Below are 17,425 nucleotides of genomic sequence, written 5' to 3'. Positions count from 1 at the left end.
GTTGGTAAAAATAATTACGGCTAATTCTCAAAAGTGTAATCAATTATCGATTTTTGAAAAAAACATTAAAATGTAATTAGATGTGAAGCCCGATCAAAAATATATTCATTTTTAAAAAGGGATACTACTATATTCTTCATTAATTCAAAAGTATATTTGCATCAAAATAAATTTTTGGAAACTACACCCACACATAAAAATATCATTATTGTAGGAGGCGGAGCTGCTGGATTTTTTACAGCTATCAATTGTGCTATTTCTTGTCCTAATGCTTCTATTTTAATTTTAGAAAGAGGAAAAGACGTATTGACGAAAGTTCGTATCTCTGGTGGGGGTAGATGCAATGTCACACATGCAGAGTTTGTTCCAAAAGAATTGTCAAAGAAGTATCCTCGTGGAGAAAAAGAACTCTTAGGCCCTTTCCACACTTTTATGACAGGAGATACCATCGCTTGGTTTGAAGAGCGAGGCGTAGATCTCAAAATAGAAGAAGACGGTCGTATGTTCCCTGTTTCTAACTCTTCAGCAACCATTATCGATTGTTTCTTAAAAGAAGCCAATCATCATGGTATTGAGATCTGTACAAATCATTCAGTTCAAAAAATTAAAAAACAAGGGGTTGGTTGGTTTTTAGAAACTTCTAAAAATAATTTCACATGTGACTCGCTTGTTATCGCGACAGGGAGTAATCCAAAAGTGTGGAAGCTTCTAGAGCATCTCGATCATACCATTACACCCGCAGTTCCATCCTTGTTTACATTTAATAGTAAGGATACCCGGATTAAAGACCTCATGGGATTGTCTAAAGAGGCGTCTGTTGAAATTGTGGGTACAAAATTACAATCAGAAGGGTCTTTACTTATAACGCATTGGGGGCTGAGTGGTCCCGGAATCTTAAAACTTTCTGCATGGGGTGCAAGAGAATTGGCAGCCATGAACTATCATTTTACGATTAAAGTGAATTGGTTATTGTATGATACTTCACAAGATGTATTAGAAAAACTGCTAGTATTCAAACAGAAGTACGCCAAACAATCACCATATACCTACGCACAATTCGATATCCCTAAAAGACTTTGGCAAAGTTTATTGACAGCTTCTAGGATTGCAGAAGTTACGAAATGGGCAGATCTTACAAAAAATCAATTGCTGTCCTTAAGTAACGAACTCACAGAGGGACTATTCGAAATCAAAGGAAAAAGTACGTTTAAAGAAGAGTTTGTGACTGCGGGCGGTGTAGATCTTAAGGAGCTTAACTTTAAAACGTTTGAAAGTAAAATACACCAACATCTATATCTCGCAGGTGAAGTCCTTAATATAGATGCCATTACTGGTGGATTTAATTTTCAAAACGCTTGGACTGGTGGGTATATGATTGCACAGGCCATTGCAAGTAAGTGATTATACAAAAGGATTTTAAATTGAAGTTTTATTTTTTTTGCTTTCGCGAAAGCTTAAAAAAACATTCAAATAGAAATTAATTCAATCGCCAAATCTCAAAGTTGAGGATCGTCGCAAACGCCACCCAACAGGCATATGGGATCAATAAATAAGCGGCAAGCTTGTCCACCACTTTAAACCATTTGATCGTAAGTAATATAATGACAAACAAAATGCTAATCTCAATTAAAGCCCAACCTGGTTGGCGCATTCCAAAGAATATAATACTCCACATCGCATTTAAAATGAGCTGAAATCCGAAGTGATAGAGCGCCGTTTGCACCCATTTGTGATAAAATCCTTTATGCCAAACCAAGGCAACTGCAATACCCATCATAATGTATAGGACTGTCCACACAGGACCAAAAATCCAATTAGGCGGATTAAATGAAGGCTTGTTAATGGTAACATACCAATCTGCCATACTAGACTGTGTTGCAATAGCTCCAATTCCACCTATGGACAGACAAAATACAACAGCAACGAGAATTTTGACAAAGAGGCGTTTTTTCATGGGGTACGTTTTTGGTTTGGTTATTTGGTAAAAATGAATAATGTTTATGTACATTTCACACAACCAATTTAAAAAAAAACTCCCAAACGCTTCCATTATAATAATAGAAAGACAAAAGGTATCTTTGCCAAAACTTGAATTTGTTTATGTCTGAAGATTCTTTTCTTTTCAACTCAGATGCCGCATTGGTATCAGCTGGGTCTGTGAGCTGGCAATCTCCTAGTAATATTGCCTTAGTGAAATATTGGGGAAAACACGGAGCGCAATTACCACAAAATGCGAGTATCAGCTTTACGCTAAGTAATTGTCACACCACCACCACCTTGCATTATACGCCTAAAGAAACTCAAGGGTTTGATTTTGAAGTATATCTTGACGGTCAAAAAGAAGAAGGTTTTGAACCTAAAATTGCTAGTTTTTTTAAACGTATTGAAACTTACGTGCCTTTCATAAGCAAGTATCATTTTAAGATAGAAACATCCAATTCCTTTCCTCACAGTTCAGGAATTGCCTCTTCTGCCTCAGGTATGAGTGCGTTGTCTTTATGTATTATGGATATGGAGCGAGTACTTCAACCTGAGATGACCGATGTGTATTTTATGCAAAAAGCATCTTTCTTGTCTCGATTAGGTTCAGGAAGTGCCTGCCGTAGCCTTGAAGGTCCGCTTATTGTTTGGGGTAAACATGATGGTATAGAACATAGTAGTGATTTGTACGGAACTTCGTATCCCTATGAGGTGCATCCTCATTTTGAAGACTATCAAGACACCATTTTACTCGTTGATAAAGGTGAAAAACAAGTAAGTAGCACCGTAGGACACGGGTTGATGCATGGGCACGCTTTCGCGAAAGCGAGATTTACCCAAGCCCACGACAACTTGGTCCAGTTAAAAACCGTGTTACAATCTGGAGATCTAGATGCGTTTATAGCCCTTGTTGAAAGTGAAGCACTCACCTTGCATGCCATGATGATGACCAGTCATCCGTATTTTATTTTGATGAAGCCCAATACCTTAGAGATTATACAGCGTATTTGGGACTACAGAGAAACGACAGAGTCAAAAGTATGTTTTACCCTAGATGCCGGTGCCAATGTACACGTCTTATATCCTAAGGCAGAACAACAAAACGTACAGGAATTTATAGAAAACGAATTGTCAAAGTTTTGCCAAAACAAGCACTATATTCATGATTGCGTGGGTCGTGGAGCAAAAAAATTGTAAATTTGTATTTATCTAGTTAATGAAGCCTATGAAAGGTCCCTTATTTTATTCTAAAATTCTCCTGTTTGGAGAATATGGAATCATCAAAGATTCAAAAGGACTCTCTATCCCTTATAACTTTTACAACGGAGCCCTAAAAACAGATGATCATACATCACCAGCCGCAGTAGACTCCAATGCCAAGTTAAAGAAATTTGCAGATCACTTATCCGTTCTTTCTCAGTCGGATGATGTATCTGTGCATTTTGATATAGACCGCCTTACGCAAGATTTAGAAAAAGGGATGTACTTTGATTCTAGTATTCCTCAAGGATACGGTGTAGGAAGTAGTGGTGCCTTAGTTGCTGCAATTTATGATAAGTATGCGACTGAAAAAATCACAGTACTAGAAAACCTAACAAGAGAAAAATTACTAAAGCTCAAAACTATTTTTGGTGCCATGGAATCTTTTTTCCACGGGAAGTCTTCTGGATTGGATCCTCTGAATAGTTATTTAAGCCTGCCTATTCTAATCAATAGCAAGGACAATATCGAGCCTGCGGGGATTCCTTCTCAAGAGCAACAGGGCAAAGGCGCTGTATTCCTTTTAGATAGTGGAATTGTAGGAGAAACTGCTCCTATGGTCAATATCTTTATGGAAAACATGAAGCAGGAAGGGTTCCGTAATATGCTTAAAGATCAGTTTGTAAAGCACACAGATGCCTGCGTAGACGATTTCTTAAAAGGTGATGTAAAGTCATTATTTGGTAACGTGAAGCAACTTTCTAAAGTGGTGCTGAGCAATTTTAAGCCAATGATTCCTAAAGCCTTTCATTCCCTTTGGAAACATGGGATAGAAAGCAACGACTATTACCTTAAACTTTGTGGTTCTGGTGGTGGTGGATACATCTTAGGATTTACACAAGATATCGATAAAGCCAAAAAAGCATTAGACGGTTACAAGCTAGAGGTGGTCTATAACTTCTAGATTTACATACATATATGGGTACGCTTTCGCGAAAAAATAAACATCTACTTCTTAAGATGTTTAGCTTGTTCTCTGTCGTGAGAGGATATAATATTCTTATGATTGTACTGGCACAGTACCTAACCGCTATTTTTATTATTGCTCCCGATACTCCCCTCAAGTCTATTTTATTTGATGTTAGTTTATTAATGCTCGTTCTCGCTTCTGCGGCAACCATTGCAGGCGGCTACATTATTAATAATTTTTATGATTCTGAAAAAGATCTAATCAATAGGCCTCGAAAAACACAGCTGGACAGGCTTGTAAGTCAAAATACAAAACTATCTTTTTACTTTATTCTCAATTTTCTGGCTGTCATTTTTGCAAGTTACGTGTCCTTTAGAGCGGTGGTGTTTTTTGCTGGGTATATTTTTGGGATTTGGATCTATTCGCACAAGCTTAAAAAATACCCTTTTATAGGAAATCTAACGGCGGCACTTTTAGCCATCACTCCTTTCTTTGCCATATTTCTTTATTATAAAAACCTAGATACGGTCATCTTTGTACATGCCAGCTTTTTGTTTTTAGTCATTGCGATGCGAGAACTTACCAAAGATTTAGAGAATCTAAAAGGCGATTTGGTGCAAGGCTACCATACGATTCCTGTTGTTTTTGGCGAACGTACCTCAAAATGGATGCTGACAGCACTTGCAGGTTTGACCATTATTCCTATTTATTTTTTAATCAATCATTTTGAAATAGGGTATATGTATGTGTATTTTTATGCCAGTGTCATTGCGTTGCTCTTTTTCTTAGCTGCTCTATGGAAGTCACAAGAAAAGCTCCATTACTTATTGCTTCATAATATCTTAAAATTTATTATCGTGGCAGGGGTATTTTGTATTGTCTTAATTGAACCGAGCGAGTGGCTTCGATTTGTGCCTTTTTATGTGTCATAAACTCAAGAAGGTCTTTTTTCGCTTAAATACTTCCAATAACGTTTTGGTACGTGTTGTACGTGTAATCGCATGTTTTTTCTCGAAGCAATGTTCGTGCTATTAAAATAGTTTTGCCATAATGCTTCATACTGTAATTCCTCCTCTGTAAAGTAGATCGCTGTTTTAGAAACTATATTGATATCTGACGATAGTTGTAGTTCAATGGTCTCTACGGTTTGTAGATTATAGTAAATCCCATATTTCCGTTTGAGATCATAAATCAGCCATTTTTGATCTGCATACCGTTTTTTAAAATGATTCGAATTAAGCGGCAATACATTAAAATCAGGAGCTATGGTGGCAAAATAAATACCGTCTTTCGTTTCGCGAAAGCGTACAAAAGCATCCATCCGATGTTTTTCTCGACCTACCATTTTAACAACTTTACTGATGCGTAACACATCGGGATCTGCATAATTTGTGATGGATAGCCCCTCCTTAAAGCACTTAATACTATAGGATAATAATGTGTTTTCTATGCCTTCAATTTCACTAAGAAATGCCCGATAAATAGCCGTTGTTGCCTCTCTTCCTCCTTTTTGTTGTATTCCTTCCCAAACCCGTTGTGCTTTTTTAGGATCTGTACTAATATCTTCTGGAGTGTCAAAAAAAGAAAGGGCATTGTGATGTTGGGGTACTATAAAAAGTGTTGTAGGTTTCTGCTCGTAAAAGTCAAAGATGCAGGTGAGAAATCCTTCAAAGGTGCTGTCATATCTAAAGATGGCCATCGCTTATAGTGTAGGTAAAGATTGAGAGTCAAACAGGTTGAGTTGCGAACTGTACGCCTTTCTAAATTTACTGGTACTCTCTTGCAGAATCACACTTTTGAGTTGACCAGGTGTCCTGTCTTTGATTTCAAAATCTTTGGAATCACAAGTGATAAAGTACTTCGCTCTATTCATAGCAATGCCTATGTTTTTAAGATGCTCCCAGTTGAGTTTGCGGTACTGTCTTGCCTGTATGATTTTATGTACAGACCGCATGCCTACTCCTGGAATACGAGCCAGTGTACGACGATCTGCTGTATTGATATTGACAGGAAATTTATCGAGATTTCGCAGCGCCCATCCCAATTTAGGATCTACATCGGCGTCAAGGTTCGGGTGTTCTTTGGTGAGTAATTCGCGTACGTCAAAGCCATAAAATCGCAGTAACCAATCCGCTTGATATAATCTATTTTCTCTCAGCATAGGGACTTCTGTGCCTATAGATGGCAAACGCTCGTCATAACTAATCGGGATATAACCGGAATAATATACCCGCTTCATTTGATACTCTTTGTAAAAATGTGCACTCGTATACATGATTTGTGCATCGGTTTCTCCTGTAGCACCGATAATCATTTGGGTACTTTGACCCGCAGGTGCATAGACAGGCGTACTTTTGATCATTTTCTTTTCGCTTTTGTATTGTATGATCTCATTTTTTACCTTACGCATCGGTTGTAAGAAATCCTCTCGTTTTTTATCAGGCGCCAATAGTTTAAGTCCAGATGCCGAAGGAATCTCAATATTTACAGACAATCTATCGGCATAGAGGCCTGCTTCTCGCATTAATTCGTCACTCGCTCCAGGAATAGATTTCAGATGGATGTAACCATTAAAGTTTTCTTCTTCACGCAGTTTTTTGGCGACGGCAATAAGGCGTTCCATCGTATAATCGGCACTTTTGAAAATACCACTGCTCAAGAAAAGCCCTTCAATATAATTTCTACGGTAAAAATTAATGGTCAAATCCACTACTTCTTGTACCTTAAAAGCCGCTCTTTTAATATCATTGCTTTTACGTGTCACACAATAGGCGCAGTCAAAAATGCAATGATTGGTCAGTAATATTTTTAATAAGGAAACACACCGTCCATCTTCGGTATAACTATGACAAATACCCATCCCGCTACTATCGCCCAATCCTTTGTTTTTATTGGCACGTTTGCTTCCGCTGGAGGAGCAGGAAACATCATATTTGGCAGCATCGGCTAGGATATTGAGTTTTTCTTTGATTCGATCGAAGTTCATAAAATGGATTTAATCCAAAAATATGGAATATTTCTAAATATCAAAGAGATGATCAAAAGTTTAACGTTTTTCGCGCCTGCCTGTCGGCAGACAGGAAAGCAAACACTTCATACACCGACTATCATTTTTGTATTTTTAAACCAAATTAATTTTAATGACAACACCCGAAAATCATCTTAAGATTGCCATGGCGCAAATTGCGCCCGTTTGGCTCAATAAAGAAGCAACACTCACAAAAATTAGACAAGCCATTACCGAAGCAGCTCAGGAAGGTGCCGAATTGATTGTGTTTGGCGAAGGCTTGCTGCCAGGCTATCCCTATTGGTTGGCACTCACAGGCGGTGCGGAGTGGAATAAAACCGTAGTCAAAGAATTACATGCACATTACGCTCGTAATTGTGTCGATATAGAGGCAGGAGATTTAGAGGAGGTGTGTGCGCTTTCGCGAAAGCATAACATCGCCATCTACCTAGGGATTATTGAGCGCCCACAAGATCGAGGCGGTCATAGTTTGTATGCCTCACTGGTGTATATCAATCCGCAAGGATCGATCCAATCGGTACATCGAAAGTTACAGCCTACCTATGATGAGCGTTTAACATGGTCGCCTGGTGATGGTCACGGATTGCAAGTGCATCCGTTGAAACAATTCACTATCGGCGGCCTCAATTGTTGGGAAAATTGGATGCCATTACCCCGCGCAGCTTTGTATGGGCAAGGTGAAAATTTGCATGTCGCCGTTTGGCCTGGAAGTGATCATAATACCAAAGATATCACCCGATTCATCGCCAGAGAATCGCGCTCTTTTGTGATTTCGGTGTCGAGTCGGATGAAGGTGTCAGACTTTCCAAAAGACACGCCGCATTATGATGAATTGGTAAAAAATGCGCCTACATTATTGTCCAATGGAGGTTCGTGCATCGCGGGACCTGATGGGGAATTTATCCTACATCCCGATATTGAAACCGAAGGCAATATCTATCACACGATTGATTTTAATCGGGTGTATGAAGAACGACAAAACTTTGATCCTGTAGGACATTACTCACGCCCAGATGTTACGCAATTAAGTGTGAATAGGGAGCGGCAGCGTACGGTGAAATTTAATTGATTTACAAGTTTGAAGTAAAATGGAACAACCTAATTATATCAATACTATACTAGTACTATTAACTTTTGTAGTTTTTAGCTGTAAAACGGAAAGTTCAAAGGAAGTCGAATTGATTTATGAAGTTGGTAATCAAAAAATTGTTGTTGAAATAGAAAACGGACAAAACTTTTTAGAATACAATACACCAACAAAAACTAATTTTATCTTAACAAATATTGATCCTCATACTCTTTTAATAAATGGCGCTGGAATTCGAGTTTTAGGGACGAAAAATAAGACAACTATGCGAACAGAGATTAATGTTCCAAATAACTACTTAGAAAATGACACATTGAATATTAAAGTCTGGTTTAATAAGGAAAAGAAAAGCCACGAATTTAATATTCCATTAAAATCAGCAGAACAAAATAATTAATCAAAATATATAATACTCCTCATTACTGAAACAAGTTCAGCACAGGCACTAATCTTCCAAAATGGAGAAGGAACTGTTGTGAATACAAACCTTGGGTCTCAAAATAGAGTAGTACTCTAAAATAGAGTAACACTCTATTTTAAAACCGAAACCGAAATTGAAAAGACAGGTGGTTGAGTGATTTTTGCTTTTCGCAAAAATTGCGTTGCATTGAGCTTGCCGAAATGTATCGAAACCACCTACTAAAAGCCAAGAGCTAAAGACTACTAATTATAGCTCCTGCTTTTTTGTCTCAGCATCGGTAATTAAAAGAGGATATAATTCTCTGATTTGTTTTAATTCCGCTTTTACTTTTTTAAGGTCACCTTGGTAACGGCCTTCTTGGACTTCTTGGTTAATGGTTGTGAATTGATATCCAAATAACCGTTGTGACTCACGGTTACGTAAATTGTTATAGGCTGTAGCTAACTCATTCTGCAAGGCTACGTAATTCTTGTACGCAGATTTTCTGTGGGCATTAATGGCAATGACCGCTTTTTTTGGATTGTCGGATGAGGAAGGATTCCGTACTCCTTGACAATAGCTACAAAAAAGTTCGCTAGAGGTTGCGCCTCCATTATCTATAAAGTCCCTGGCTATAGCAGCGACTTCTTCTATGGATGTGATTTTTTCTTTGACAAGAAACTCACCTTGCTCATTAATAAAAATAGGTAAGATGTTTTTTTCTTTAACTTCTACCTTTTCTGGATTTGTTTCTAATGGGAGTAATCTGGCAATTCCTTTGTCCTTATCAATGGTGGTGGTGACTAAGAAAAAGATGAGGAGTAAAAAGGCAATATCTGCCATAGATCCTGCATTGACTTCGGGTGCTGTGCGTTTTGACATAACTTGATGGTTTAAACCCAGATGATGCATTAGAAAATTTATTACAGATGTGAACTACTGCAAAATATAACACTACGTTTCATTTTTAAGTGTAACCATAGCGATGCTATGCTAAAACTGATAAAATGCTATCTTTTATTGTACTTCACACCTTCATCACAAAGTTCTAATATATCATCTGAGACGAAATTATTAATTAACTAAAAATCTACTTTTGGCTGGTAGCTCTTTTATTAAATATAATTTGGTAAGGCTAGTATGTCTGGATAAAATTTCCCGTCTAATTTCCACTATGCATCAAGAGATATGCCATAAAATAGTATGAACGAAGTTTCTTTGTATGTATTTCAGAGTTTAAAGCTACCTTTGTACCCAAATATGAAGACCATGAGTAAAGATGCACCTAGAAGAGGGAAAGGAAAGTCAAAGCCGAAACCAAAACCGAAGGGGAGATTTGAAGCAGTGAAGAAAGATGTTCGATCTAACGCAAAAGACACGCAAGGAAAAGAGCCAAAAGTAAAAGCAAAACCAAATCCTCCAAGAAAGGATGACGGTACCATACGTTTAAATAAATACATTGCAAATTCAGGGGTGTGTTCACGCCGTGAAGCCGATATGTTCATTTCTATTGGAAATGTCACTGTCAACGGGAAAGTGATTAATGAGATGGGCTATAAAGTGCAACTAGGAGATGATGTTCGTTTTGATGGGCGTCGTATTAATCCAGAAGCCAAAGCCTATGTGTTATTAAACAAACCCAAAGGCTTTGCAACGACTACTAGTAATGAAAAAGGAAATACGGTGATGGATCTTGTGGCTAAAGCAACGAGTTCACGAATTCAACCTATTGGGAGATTAGGGCGTAACGCTACAGGATTGCTTTTGTTTACAAATGATGACGAATTACAGCAACGTTTTACAAACTCAAAATCTGGGGTGGCAAAATTATATCATGTTGAGTTGTCTAAAAATGTAAAGGCAGCCGATATGGAGCGTATTAGAGAAGGACTGACCGTTGAAGGAAAAAAGATCACTATCGAGGAGATTAGCTTTGTAGATGGCGCTCCAAAAAAAGAAGTCGGTATCAAAATAAAACACACAGGAAACAGTGTGATCCGCACTATTTTTGAACACCTGAATTATGAGGTGGTAAAAATAGACTGTGTGACGATTGCAGGGCTTACCAAAAAAGATTTACCTCGTGGGAATTGGCGTCACCTCACAAAGCAAGAAGTCATTAACCTAAAAATGATGTAGAACCCATCTTAACTTTTTCTATTTTCTTTTCGATTAAAAACTAAAAGTTAAGATGAGTTCATATTTTTTTAGAAAAAAGTATCTTGCGAGTATCTAACTGTATTTTATGTCGTATCGACTTACCATTGTAGTTCCTGTGTATAACGAAGAAGATAATCTTCAGCGTGTAGAAAAAGAATTCCTTCAGTATTTTAAAATGGCGACAGTACCTTGTAAAATACTCTTTGTAAATGATGGTTCTAAAGACAAGAGTCAGTACTATATCGAAGAAATTTGTAATCGCGATGAGCGATTTACCTACATTTCTTTTGCGCAAAATGCAGGGTTAAGCGCGGCAATCAAAGCTGGGTTTGACCATACGGATACCCCACTGGTTGGATACATAGATGCCGACCTCCAGACGACCCCCGAAGATTTTAATAAACTCCTCGATGAGATGGATGATTGTGTCTTAGTCACAGGTGTTCGCGCCGATCGTAAAGATAGTTTTGTCAAAAATATGTCTTCCAAAATAGCCAATGGTATCCGTCGAGCATTTACCCATGACGGGATGGACGATACGGGTTGTCCGCTTAAAATTATACAGACAGATTATGCAAAACGGATTCCTATGTTTAAAGGATTACATCGCTTTTTACCCGCGATGATTTTACTTCAAAATGGGAAGATCAAGCAAGTGCCTGTACGCCATTTTCCACGTATTGCGGGAGAAGCAAAGTTTGGATTGTGGAATCGGTTGCTAGGGCCTTTAATGGACTGTTTTGCTTACCTATGGATGAAGAAAAAATATATCAACTATACCGTAGAGAAAACAAGCCGTGGATAAGTTTTCCTTCCTTGCGATTATTGCCCAGCTCCTTTTTGGTGGACGTATGTATTCGCAATGGATTCTCTCTGAAAAACAAAAAAAATCAGTCACCCCGCTTTTCTTTTGGTGGCTCAGTCTTTCAGGATCTTTCTTGTTATTTATTTATGGATATTTACGGGTTGACTTTGCACTCATGCTAGGACAGGTGCTGACGTATTTTATCTATATCCGTAATTTGCAAATACAAAAACAATGGGCTAAAATCCCGCAGTGGAGTCGGTTATTATTCTTTTTAATCCCTGTTTTGATTATTGTTTATGGGTATAATAATGGTGATTATGACATTCAAAACCTATTGAACAACCCAGATATCGCACAGTGGTTATTGATCTTAGGAATCATAGCACAAGTGGTTTTTACCTTGCGTTTTGTCTACCAATGGCTGTATGCCGAAAAAAATAAAGAAGCCATTCTTCCTTTAGGGTTTTGGGTAATTAGCCTTATAGGCGGACTGATGACACTTACTTATTTTATCTTTAGACAAGATATTGTTTTAATTATATCCAATGTGATGGGTGCGATTATTTACGCACGCAACATTATGTTATACAGAAAAAAACGTGATAGCGCTAGTTAAAAAACGACCTGTATTGACCATCATCCTTTTGGTGGCTGTCTTACTATTGCCATTTTTGGACGTGATAGAAGTGACCATCATGGAAGCCCGCAACTTCATTACCGCTCGTGAAATGCTTACCGATGGTCATTGGATCTTGACCACTATGAATGGAGAAGCACGGTATCAAAAACCACCCCTCCCTACGTGGCTAACGGCACTTTCAGCCATGGTGTTTGGCATTAAAAGTGTTTGGGGATTACGATTACCTGCAGTGCTCATGGTGATGCTGTTAGGGAGTTTGTTGTATACGCTTTCGCGAAAGCTTACCCTAGACAAATCCCACAGTTTGTATAATGGTTTGATCGGAGTGACTTCTCTCTATGTGATTCTGATTGTATTGGAAGCACCTTGGGATATTTATGCACATACCTTTACGCTTGTTGCCATATACGGAATCGTGCGTGTTTTTAGCGCTACGGAAACATCTTGGAGGTATATACTCTTAGTAATTGTTGGGATTGGATGTTCGGTGCTGAGTAAAGGGCCCGTGTCTGTGTATGGTCTGTTATTACCATTTTTAATCGCGTACGGGATCATCTTTCGAAAATCAACTACCTCCAAAAAATGGATACAGCTGTCAGGGATTCTGGTGTTGGGACTTGCGTTAGGATTTAGTTGGTATCTCTATGTTCGCTATGCCGACCCCGAAACATTTGCAGCCATTACAGCAAAAGAAACAGGAAATTGGACTAGTTATAATGTACGCCCTTTTTACTATTACTGGAGTTTTTTCACCCAAAGCGGACTATGGACGATTCCTGCGTTTATAGGATTGTTATATCCGTATTTAAAAACACGGGTTTCTAATCTGAAAGTATATCAGTTTACCCTGTTGTGGACATTGCTAGTTGTGGTCTTACTCTCCGTAATTCCTGAGAAAAAATCGAGGTATTTGATGCCGGTGTTAATTCCGCTGGCGATGAACACAGGGTTTTATATAGAATACCTAATACGGCGCTTTAAAGCACTTACCAACAAACGGGAAACCCTTCCTGTGTATGTCGCTTTTGGATTGATAGGTCTTGCTTTTGTAGGCGTTTCTGTGTTTGCTATCTATCTTTTATTTACAGAAACACCTATCGAACCTCCTGTGGTCACTTATGTTTTTATAGGATTGCTTAGTGTTATAGGTATCTTACTGCTTAAAAAGCTATATCAAAAATCAATAGAGGGTGTAATCTTATTGCTCATGTCGGGACTTATGATAGTTGTGTATACTTTAGGGCCATTACACATTAAAAATAAAGAAGCTAGTAAAGATCATTTTGATTTTGATGGATTTTTTAAAGGGGTAGGTATTGAACATACAACGCCAATTTATGCCTATAAAAATACATCACCAGAAATGGTCTGGGCTAGAGGTGATAAGATTCCCGTTATTGAGGAATTAAGCGAGCTAAAAGAAGGTGATACATTTTATATTTTTGATTGCCAGGGATGTGAAGAAGGTATTGAGGATAGTGAGTACATTTCTAAATTTAAATATGACGCCCCTTATTTTATTGATTTGAATTATGAAGGATTGGATTATAAAGATCGGAAGGTAGGGTACATTTATAAATTGATTAAACGAGAATAGGCTTCTCCTCTTTTCTAAAAACTTCCCAAAGAAACACGCCCAATACAATCAGATACTCCAAAGCTACCAATCCTAAGTTTTCCTTAAACCCATCGGGTCCGTATGCTGAGTAGCTCAGTATAATCGTAAAACTCCATACTAACGGGAAGCGGTATTTTGTAAATACACATAAGATAAGGGGTGTGGCGACATACCAAGGATGTACCGTAGTAGACAGCAAAAAGTAAAACGAAATCCCTAGCAATATCGCCGTAATCGTTGCTTTGAGGGTCTTATTCTTCCGAAAGAAGGCCAAGAGCAATAAGAATCCTACGACATAACGGGGTAATAAAGGACCAACATCGCCTATGATATTCCATCCTACGGTTTGATATCCATACCAACGGATGATATAATAGATACTTGCATTGAACTCAAATTTCTGAAACCAAAGCGCAATAGACGCTCCAAAATTTTCGGCAAACGCACCAGTTAAAAAAGGAGCAAATGTGAGCGCCACCGTTCCCAAGACGATGAGGTAGTAAAAGGCAGCGTTCTTCCAACCTTTCCACGATAGAAATAGGTGTTGATTCGGAGTGTTATTTCGCGAAAGCAAGAATTGAAAAAGCAAGGGCAAGAACAATAAAGGCAATAGTTTTACAGATATTGAAAGTGCCAATAGCACTGCGCTCCAAATCCATTTTCCTTTGTGAAGAAGGTAGAGTGAGGCGATCACAAAAAAAAGCATTACTGATTCAAAATGCAAGTTGCCAGTCATTTCTATAATAATAAACGGATTGAGTGCATACCAAAAAATAGCGTGGATAGGCATTCCCATTCGTTCGAGCAATTTTTTGCCTAGGATAATAATACCCATATCTGCTATAATAATGATAAGCCTAAGTATTATTGTCGCGTCTGAAATGCTATCACTAGAAAAGAATCCTGCAATGGCAAAACACAATTGGTTGATAGGCGGATAGTTGGTGTAATGACTTCCATTTAGCGTGCCCATGCCCGCATAGAGTTGGTTGGCTTGCGCAATTATATCCATGGTGCCGCTTTCTACATAACTCAACGGAGTAGTTAAGTAAGGATTAAAACCTTCTAACAGCAATCGCCCATCCCATATAAAACGATAAAAATCCTGAGACAGATTGGGAATGGCAGGAAGAAATATAAGTCGGGATACAAACGCGATAAACGCGAGTAGCCAGAAGTCTGTTTTACCTAACTGAACAATTTTATAGAACAAGAAAAAAAGTGTGGTATAAAGCGTGAGTAACTTTGTAAAATCTGACCGAACGAGATCATAGGCAAATGCCCCATAAAAAGCGAGCGAGAATACGGAAAAAAGGAGAGGTAGTTTATGATATTTCCAAATGCGGGCAATCACACTTTGGAGGTTAATGATTTAAAAAATACAAATCCAAAGCCTATAAAAAGCATTAGGTGAAATGGAAATAATCCAAAATCACCACCTTGGTCTCCCACCACAAAAGCACTGTACATTCCAAACGCAAAATACAGCATTAAGATTCCTTCTAGAATCACGTGAAGCGAGACTTTCTTTTTGAGGTATTTGTTGCCTTTCCAGCTATCTTTAAGAGTGCTGATGTTAAATTTTGGCGTCCGTACAAATTCACTTCGTTTTCCAATATGTCCTTCAATGACGGCAATGGAATTATGTAATGAGAAGCCCATAGCAATACTAAAGAACGTGAAAAACATTCCGATATAGCGTATAAACTGTTTAAAGCCTCCTCCGTATATATTTTTAAACATAAACCAGTAACAAACAAAGAAAATCAAGGTGCTTGCGACAAAGAAACTCATCACAATAAAATACGTTTTGAGATGTGCATATTCGTTTTTAATATACAACATAGGGATGCTGAGTAACCCTACAATAAGCACATTTAAAAACATAGTGCTATTTAATAGGTGCAAGATGCCGTGAAACTTCGTTTTTGCAGACATATTCTTGCTTTTTAAAACTCGTGACGCCATCTTTTGGAAATTCTCGGCACCTCCTTTATTCCATCTAAATTGTTGTGAGCGCGCTGCACTGATCACCACAGGTAATTCGGCAGGTGTTTCTACATCTTCTAGGTATTTGAATTTCCAGTTTTTAAGCTGGGCTCTATAGCTTAGATCGAGGTCTTCGGTAAGGGTGTCGCCTTCCCAATTCCCTGCATCTAGGATACATTGCTTACGCCACAGCCCAGCCGTACCATTAAAATTAATGAAATGGCCTTTGCTATTTCTCCCTACTTGCTCTAAGGTGAAGTGGGCATCGAGGGCAAATGCTTGTACTTTGGTCAATAAAGAGTAATCCCTGTTAATATGTCCCCATCGGGTTTGCACTACTCCGATATTACGATCTATAAAATAAGGAACGGTACGTTGCAGCCAGTTGGGTTCTGGAAGGAAGTCGGCATCAAAAATAGCAATAAACTCTCCTTTGGCTTCTATAAGGCCTTCTTTAAGGGCACCTGCTTTAAATCCAGAGCGATCAGTACGGGTGACATGCTTGATATCAAGACCTGTTTTTTGTAAGCGTTCTATATGTTCTTTGGTGGTTTGTAACGACTCATCCGTACTGTCATCTAGTACTTGAATTTCTAACTTATCTGATGGGTAGTCAAGAAGTGCAATATTGTCAAGCAATCGCTCCATGACATACATTTCGTTGTAGACAGGAAGTTGTATGGTGATGTAGGGTACTTGCTCAGGATCTGATAAGTCAAATTTTGGAGACGTATCTTTTTTACGTTGTGCACGCAAATAGTTAAATAACAAATTAAGTTGCGATAAGCTGTATGCAAAAATGATAAGCAGTGCGATGGTGTATATCGTGATGACTGTGTATTCTATGACCATTACTTAAAGCTATATTTGAATATCCAACTTAAAATTTTAACGCCTGCAAAGATAGCACCTTTTACGGTTCCAGAAACTTTAGAAACCCCAATACGATTTCGGTATTTTACGGGGATTTCTTTGTATTTCATTTTCTTTTTTAGCACTTTCAATTGCATCTCGACGGTCCATCCATAGGTTTTGTCTTGCATCTGTAATGCGAGCAAACTTGTATACTTCATCGCTCTAAAAGGCCCTAAGTCTGTAAATCGAGCATTAAAAAACAGCCGCATGAGTGAGGTGGCTAGCCAATTTCCAAATATTTGTGGGCCGGTCATGGAACCGCTTTCGCGAAAGCGTTTATCTCGTGACCCAATCACCATATCATAGTCTTCTTCAAGGATAGGCGTCACAATGGCTGTGAGTTGCTCTGGATAATCACTATAATCTCCATCCAAAAACACCACAATGTCGATGGTTTCAGAGGCATTTGCTAAGTATTCTAATCCTTTTAAGCAAGCATTTCCGTAGCCAGGAGTATTTTCTCTTAATACAGTAGCGCCTGCATTTTTTGCAACCTCATCTGTGTTGTCTGTAGAGGCGTTACTTACGACAATGACCTCATGTACATGCTCAGGAATGTCTTTAATAACGAGACCTATAGAATCCTGCTCATTGTAAGCAGGAATAATAACTTTGATGATAGGATTCATA

Annotated in this window: 17 protein-coding genes; 10 read left to right on the top strand and 7 right to left on the bottom strand. The window is 38.3% G+C overall.

Going from position 1 to position 17,425, the window contains the following annotated elements; genetic code table 11:
- Nucleotides 1-174 precede the first annotated feature (174 nt).
- The gene (locus ACFO3O_RS09010) at nt 175-1,401 is read left to right on the top strand and encodes a BaiN/RdsA family NAD(P)/FAD-dependent oxidoreductase (protein WP_379978269.1); all 1,227 of its coding nucleotides are present in this window, start codon (nt 175-177) and stop codon (nt 1,399-1,401) included.
- 76 nt (nt 1,402-1,477) lie between these two features.
- Here ACFO3O_RS09010 and ACFO3O_RS09005 read toward each other — a convergent pair whose 3' ends face one another.
- Nucleotides 1,478-1,954: a TspO/MBR family protein gene (locus ACFO3O_RS09005; RefSeq protein ID WP_379978268.1), complete on the bottom strand. Its 477-nt coding sequence runs from the start codon at nt 1,952-1,954 to the stop codon at nt 1,478-1,480.
- Between the two features lie 146 nt (nt 1,955-2,100).
- Between ACFO3O_RS09005 and ACFO3O_RS09000 the strand changes: the two genes are divergently transcribed.
- Genes ACFO3O_RS09000 through ACFO3O_RS08990 form a run of 3 tightly spaced genes read left to right on the top strand, consistent with a single transcriptional unit; the run spans nt 2,101 to nt 5,082 of the window.
- Nucleotides 2,101-3,177 carry a diphosphomevalonate decarboxylase gene (locus tag ACFO3O_RS09000; protein ID WP_379978267.1) on the top strand — a complete coding sequence of 359 codons (1,077 nt, stop codon included), beginning with the start codon at nt 2,101-2,103 and terminating at the stop codon, nt 3,175-3,177.
- A gap of 28 nt (nt 3,178-3,205) precedes the next feature.
- Complete coding sequence (locus ACFO3O_RS08995) at nt 3,206-4,144, top strand: mevalonate kinase family protein (protein ID WP_379978266.1); 939 nt, start codon at nt 3,206-3,208, stop codon at nt 4,142-4,144.
- A 56-nt stretch (nt 4,145-4,200) separates the two neighbouring features.
- A complete protein-coding gene (locus ACFO3O_RS08990) occupies nt 4,201-5,082 on the top strand; it encodes a geranylgeranylglycerol-phosphate geranylgeranyltransferase (protein ID WP_379978265.1) in 882 nt (293 codons plus the stop codon).
- Nucleotides 5,083-5,084: 2 nt separating this feature from the next.
- On the opposite strand, the gene ACFO3O_RS08985 is transcribed toward ACFO3O_RS08990, so the two are convergent.
- Nucleotides 5,085-5,849, bottom strand: coding sequence for a TIGR03915 family putative DNA repair protein (locus ACFO3O_RS08985; RefSeq protein ID WP_379978264.1), 765 nt, complete (start codon nt 5,847-5,849; stop codon nt 5,085-5,087).
- A gap of 3 nt (nt 5,850-5,852) precedes the next feature.
- Nucleotides 5,853-7,136 carry a putative DNA modification/repair radical SAM protein gene (locus ACFO3O_RS08980; protein ID WP_379978263.1) on the bottom strand — a complete coding sequence of 428 codons (1,284 nt, stop codon included), beginning with the start codon at nt 7,134-7,136 and terminating at the stop codon, nt 5,853-5,855.
- Nucleotides 7,137-7,290: 154 nt separating this feature from the next.
- Between ACFO3O_RS08980 and ACFO3O_RS08975 the strand changes: the two genes are divergently transcribed.
- Nucleotides 7,291-8,247 (top strand): carbon-nitrogen hydrolase family protein, encoded by a 957-nt coding sequence (locus ACFO3O_RS08975; RefSeq protein ID WP_379978262.1) that lies wholly within the window; start codon nt 7,291-7,293, stop codon nt 8,245-8,247.
- A 19-nt stretch (nt 8,248-8,266) separates the two neighbouring features.
- Complete coding sequence (locus tag ACFO3O_RS08970) at nt 8,267-8,662, top strand: hypothetical protein (RefSeq protein ID WP_379978261.1); 396 nt, start codon at nt 8,267-8,269, stop codon at nt 8,660-8,662.
- 270 nt (nt 8,663-8,932) lie between these two features.
- Here ACFO3O_RS08970 and ACFO3O_RS08965 read toward each other — a convergent pair whose 3' ends face one another.
- A complete protein-coding gene (locus ACFO3O_RS08965; protein WP_379978260.1) occupies nt 8,933-9,547 on the bottom strand; it encodes an ExbD/TolR family protein in 615 nt (204 codons plus the stop codon).
- A gap of 387 nt (nt 9,548-9,934) precedes the next feature.
- On the opposite strand from ACFO3O_RS08965, the gene ACFO3O_RS08960 reads away from it, so the two are divergent.
- The 4 genes from ACFO3O_RS08960 (at nt 9,935) to ACFO3O_RS08945 (ending at nt 13,870) form a co-directional block, all read left to right on the top strand.
- A complete protein-coding gene (locus ACFO3O_RS08960) occupies nt 9,935-10,804 on the top strand; it encodes a pseudouridine synthase (protein WP_379978259.1) in 870 nt (289 codons plus the stop codon).
- Nucleotides 10,805-10,910: 106 nt separating this feature from the next.
- Nucleotides 10,911-11,630: a glycosyltransferase gene (locus ACFO3O_RS08955; RefSeq protein WP_379978258.1), complete on the top strand. Its 720-nt coding sequence runs from the start codon at nt 10,911-10,913 to the stop codon at nt 11,628-11,630.
- Entirely contained in the window at nt 11,623-12,249 is a 627-nt protein-coding gene (locus tag ACFO3O_RS08950) for a lipid-A-disaccharide synthase N-terminal domain-containing protein (protein ID WP_379978257.1), read from the top strand. Before ACFO3O_RS08955 ends, ACFO3O_RS08950 begins: the two co-directional genes overlap by 8 nt.
- 13 nt (nt 12,250-12,262) lie before the next feature.
- Nucleotides 12,263-13,870 (top strand): ArnT family glycosyltransferase, encoded by a 1,608-nt coding sequence (locus ACFO3O_RS08945; protein WP_379978256.1) that lies wholly within the window; start codon nt 12,263-12,265, stop codon nt 13,868-13,870.
- On the opposite strand, the gene ACFO3O_RS08940 is transcribed toward ACFO3O_RS08945, so the two are convergent.
- The 3 genes from ACFO3O_RS08940 to ACFO3O_RS08930 are packed head-to-tail and all read right to left on the bottom strand — an operon-like array spanning nt 13,857 to nt 17,424.
- Nucleotides 13,857-15,245: an MptA/MptB family glycosyltransferase gene (locus ACFO3O_RS08940; RefSeq protein ID WP_379978255.1), complete on the bottom strand. Its 1,389-nt coding sequence runs from the start codon at nt 15,243-15,245 to the stop codon at nt 13,857-13,859. The two genes, ACFO3O_RS08945 and ACFO3O_RS08940, sit on opposite strands and share 14 nt — an antisense overlap.
- On the bottom strand, nt 15,242-16,732 hold the full coding sequence (locus tag ACFO3O_RS08935) for a cellulose synthase family protein (RefSeq protein WP_379978254.1): 1,491 nt from the start codon (nt 16,730-16,732) through the stop codon (nt 15,242-15,244). Before ACFO3O_RS08935 ends, ACFO3O_RS08940 begins: the two co-directional genes overlap by 4 nt.
- Entirely contained in the window at nt 16,732-17,424 is a 693-nt protein-coding gene (locus ACFO3O_RS08930) for a glycosyltransferase family 2 protein (RefSeq protein ID WP_379978253.1), read from the bottom strand. The genes ACFO3O_RS08935 and ACFO3O_RS08930 overlap by 1 nt, the downstream gene beginning before the upstream one ends.
- Nucleotide 17,425: the final 1 nt, after the last annotated feature.

Source organism: Dokdonia ponticola (assembly GCF_042653865.1).
In the GTDB taxonomy this organism is placed as follows: Bacteria; Bacteroidota; Bacteroidia; order Flavobacteriales; family Flavobacteriaceae; genus Dokdonia; species Dokdonia ponticola.
The sequence above is the reverse complement of the archived record's forward strand: the minus strand, read 5'-3'. Positions and strand labels throughout refer to the sequence as shown.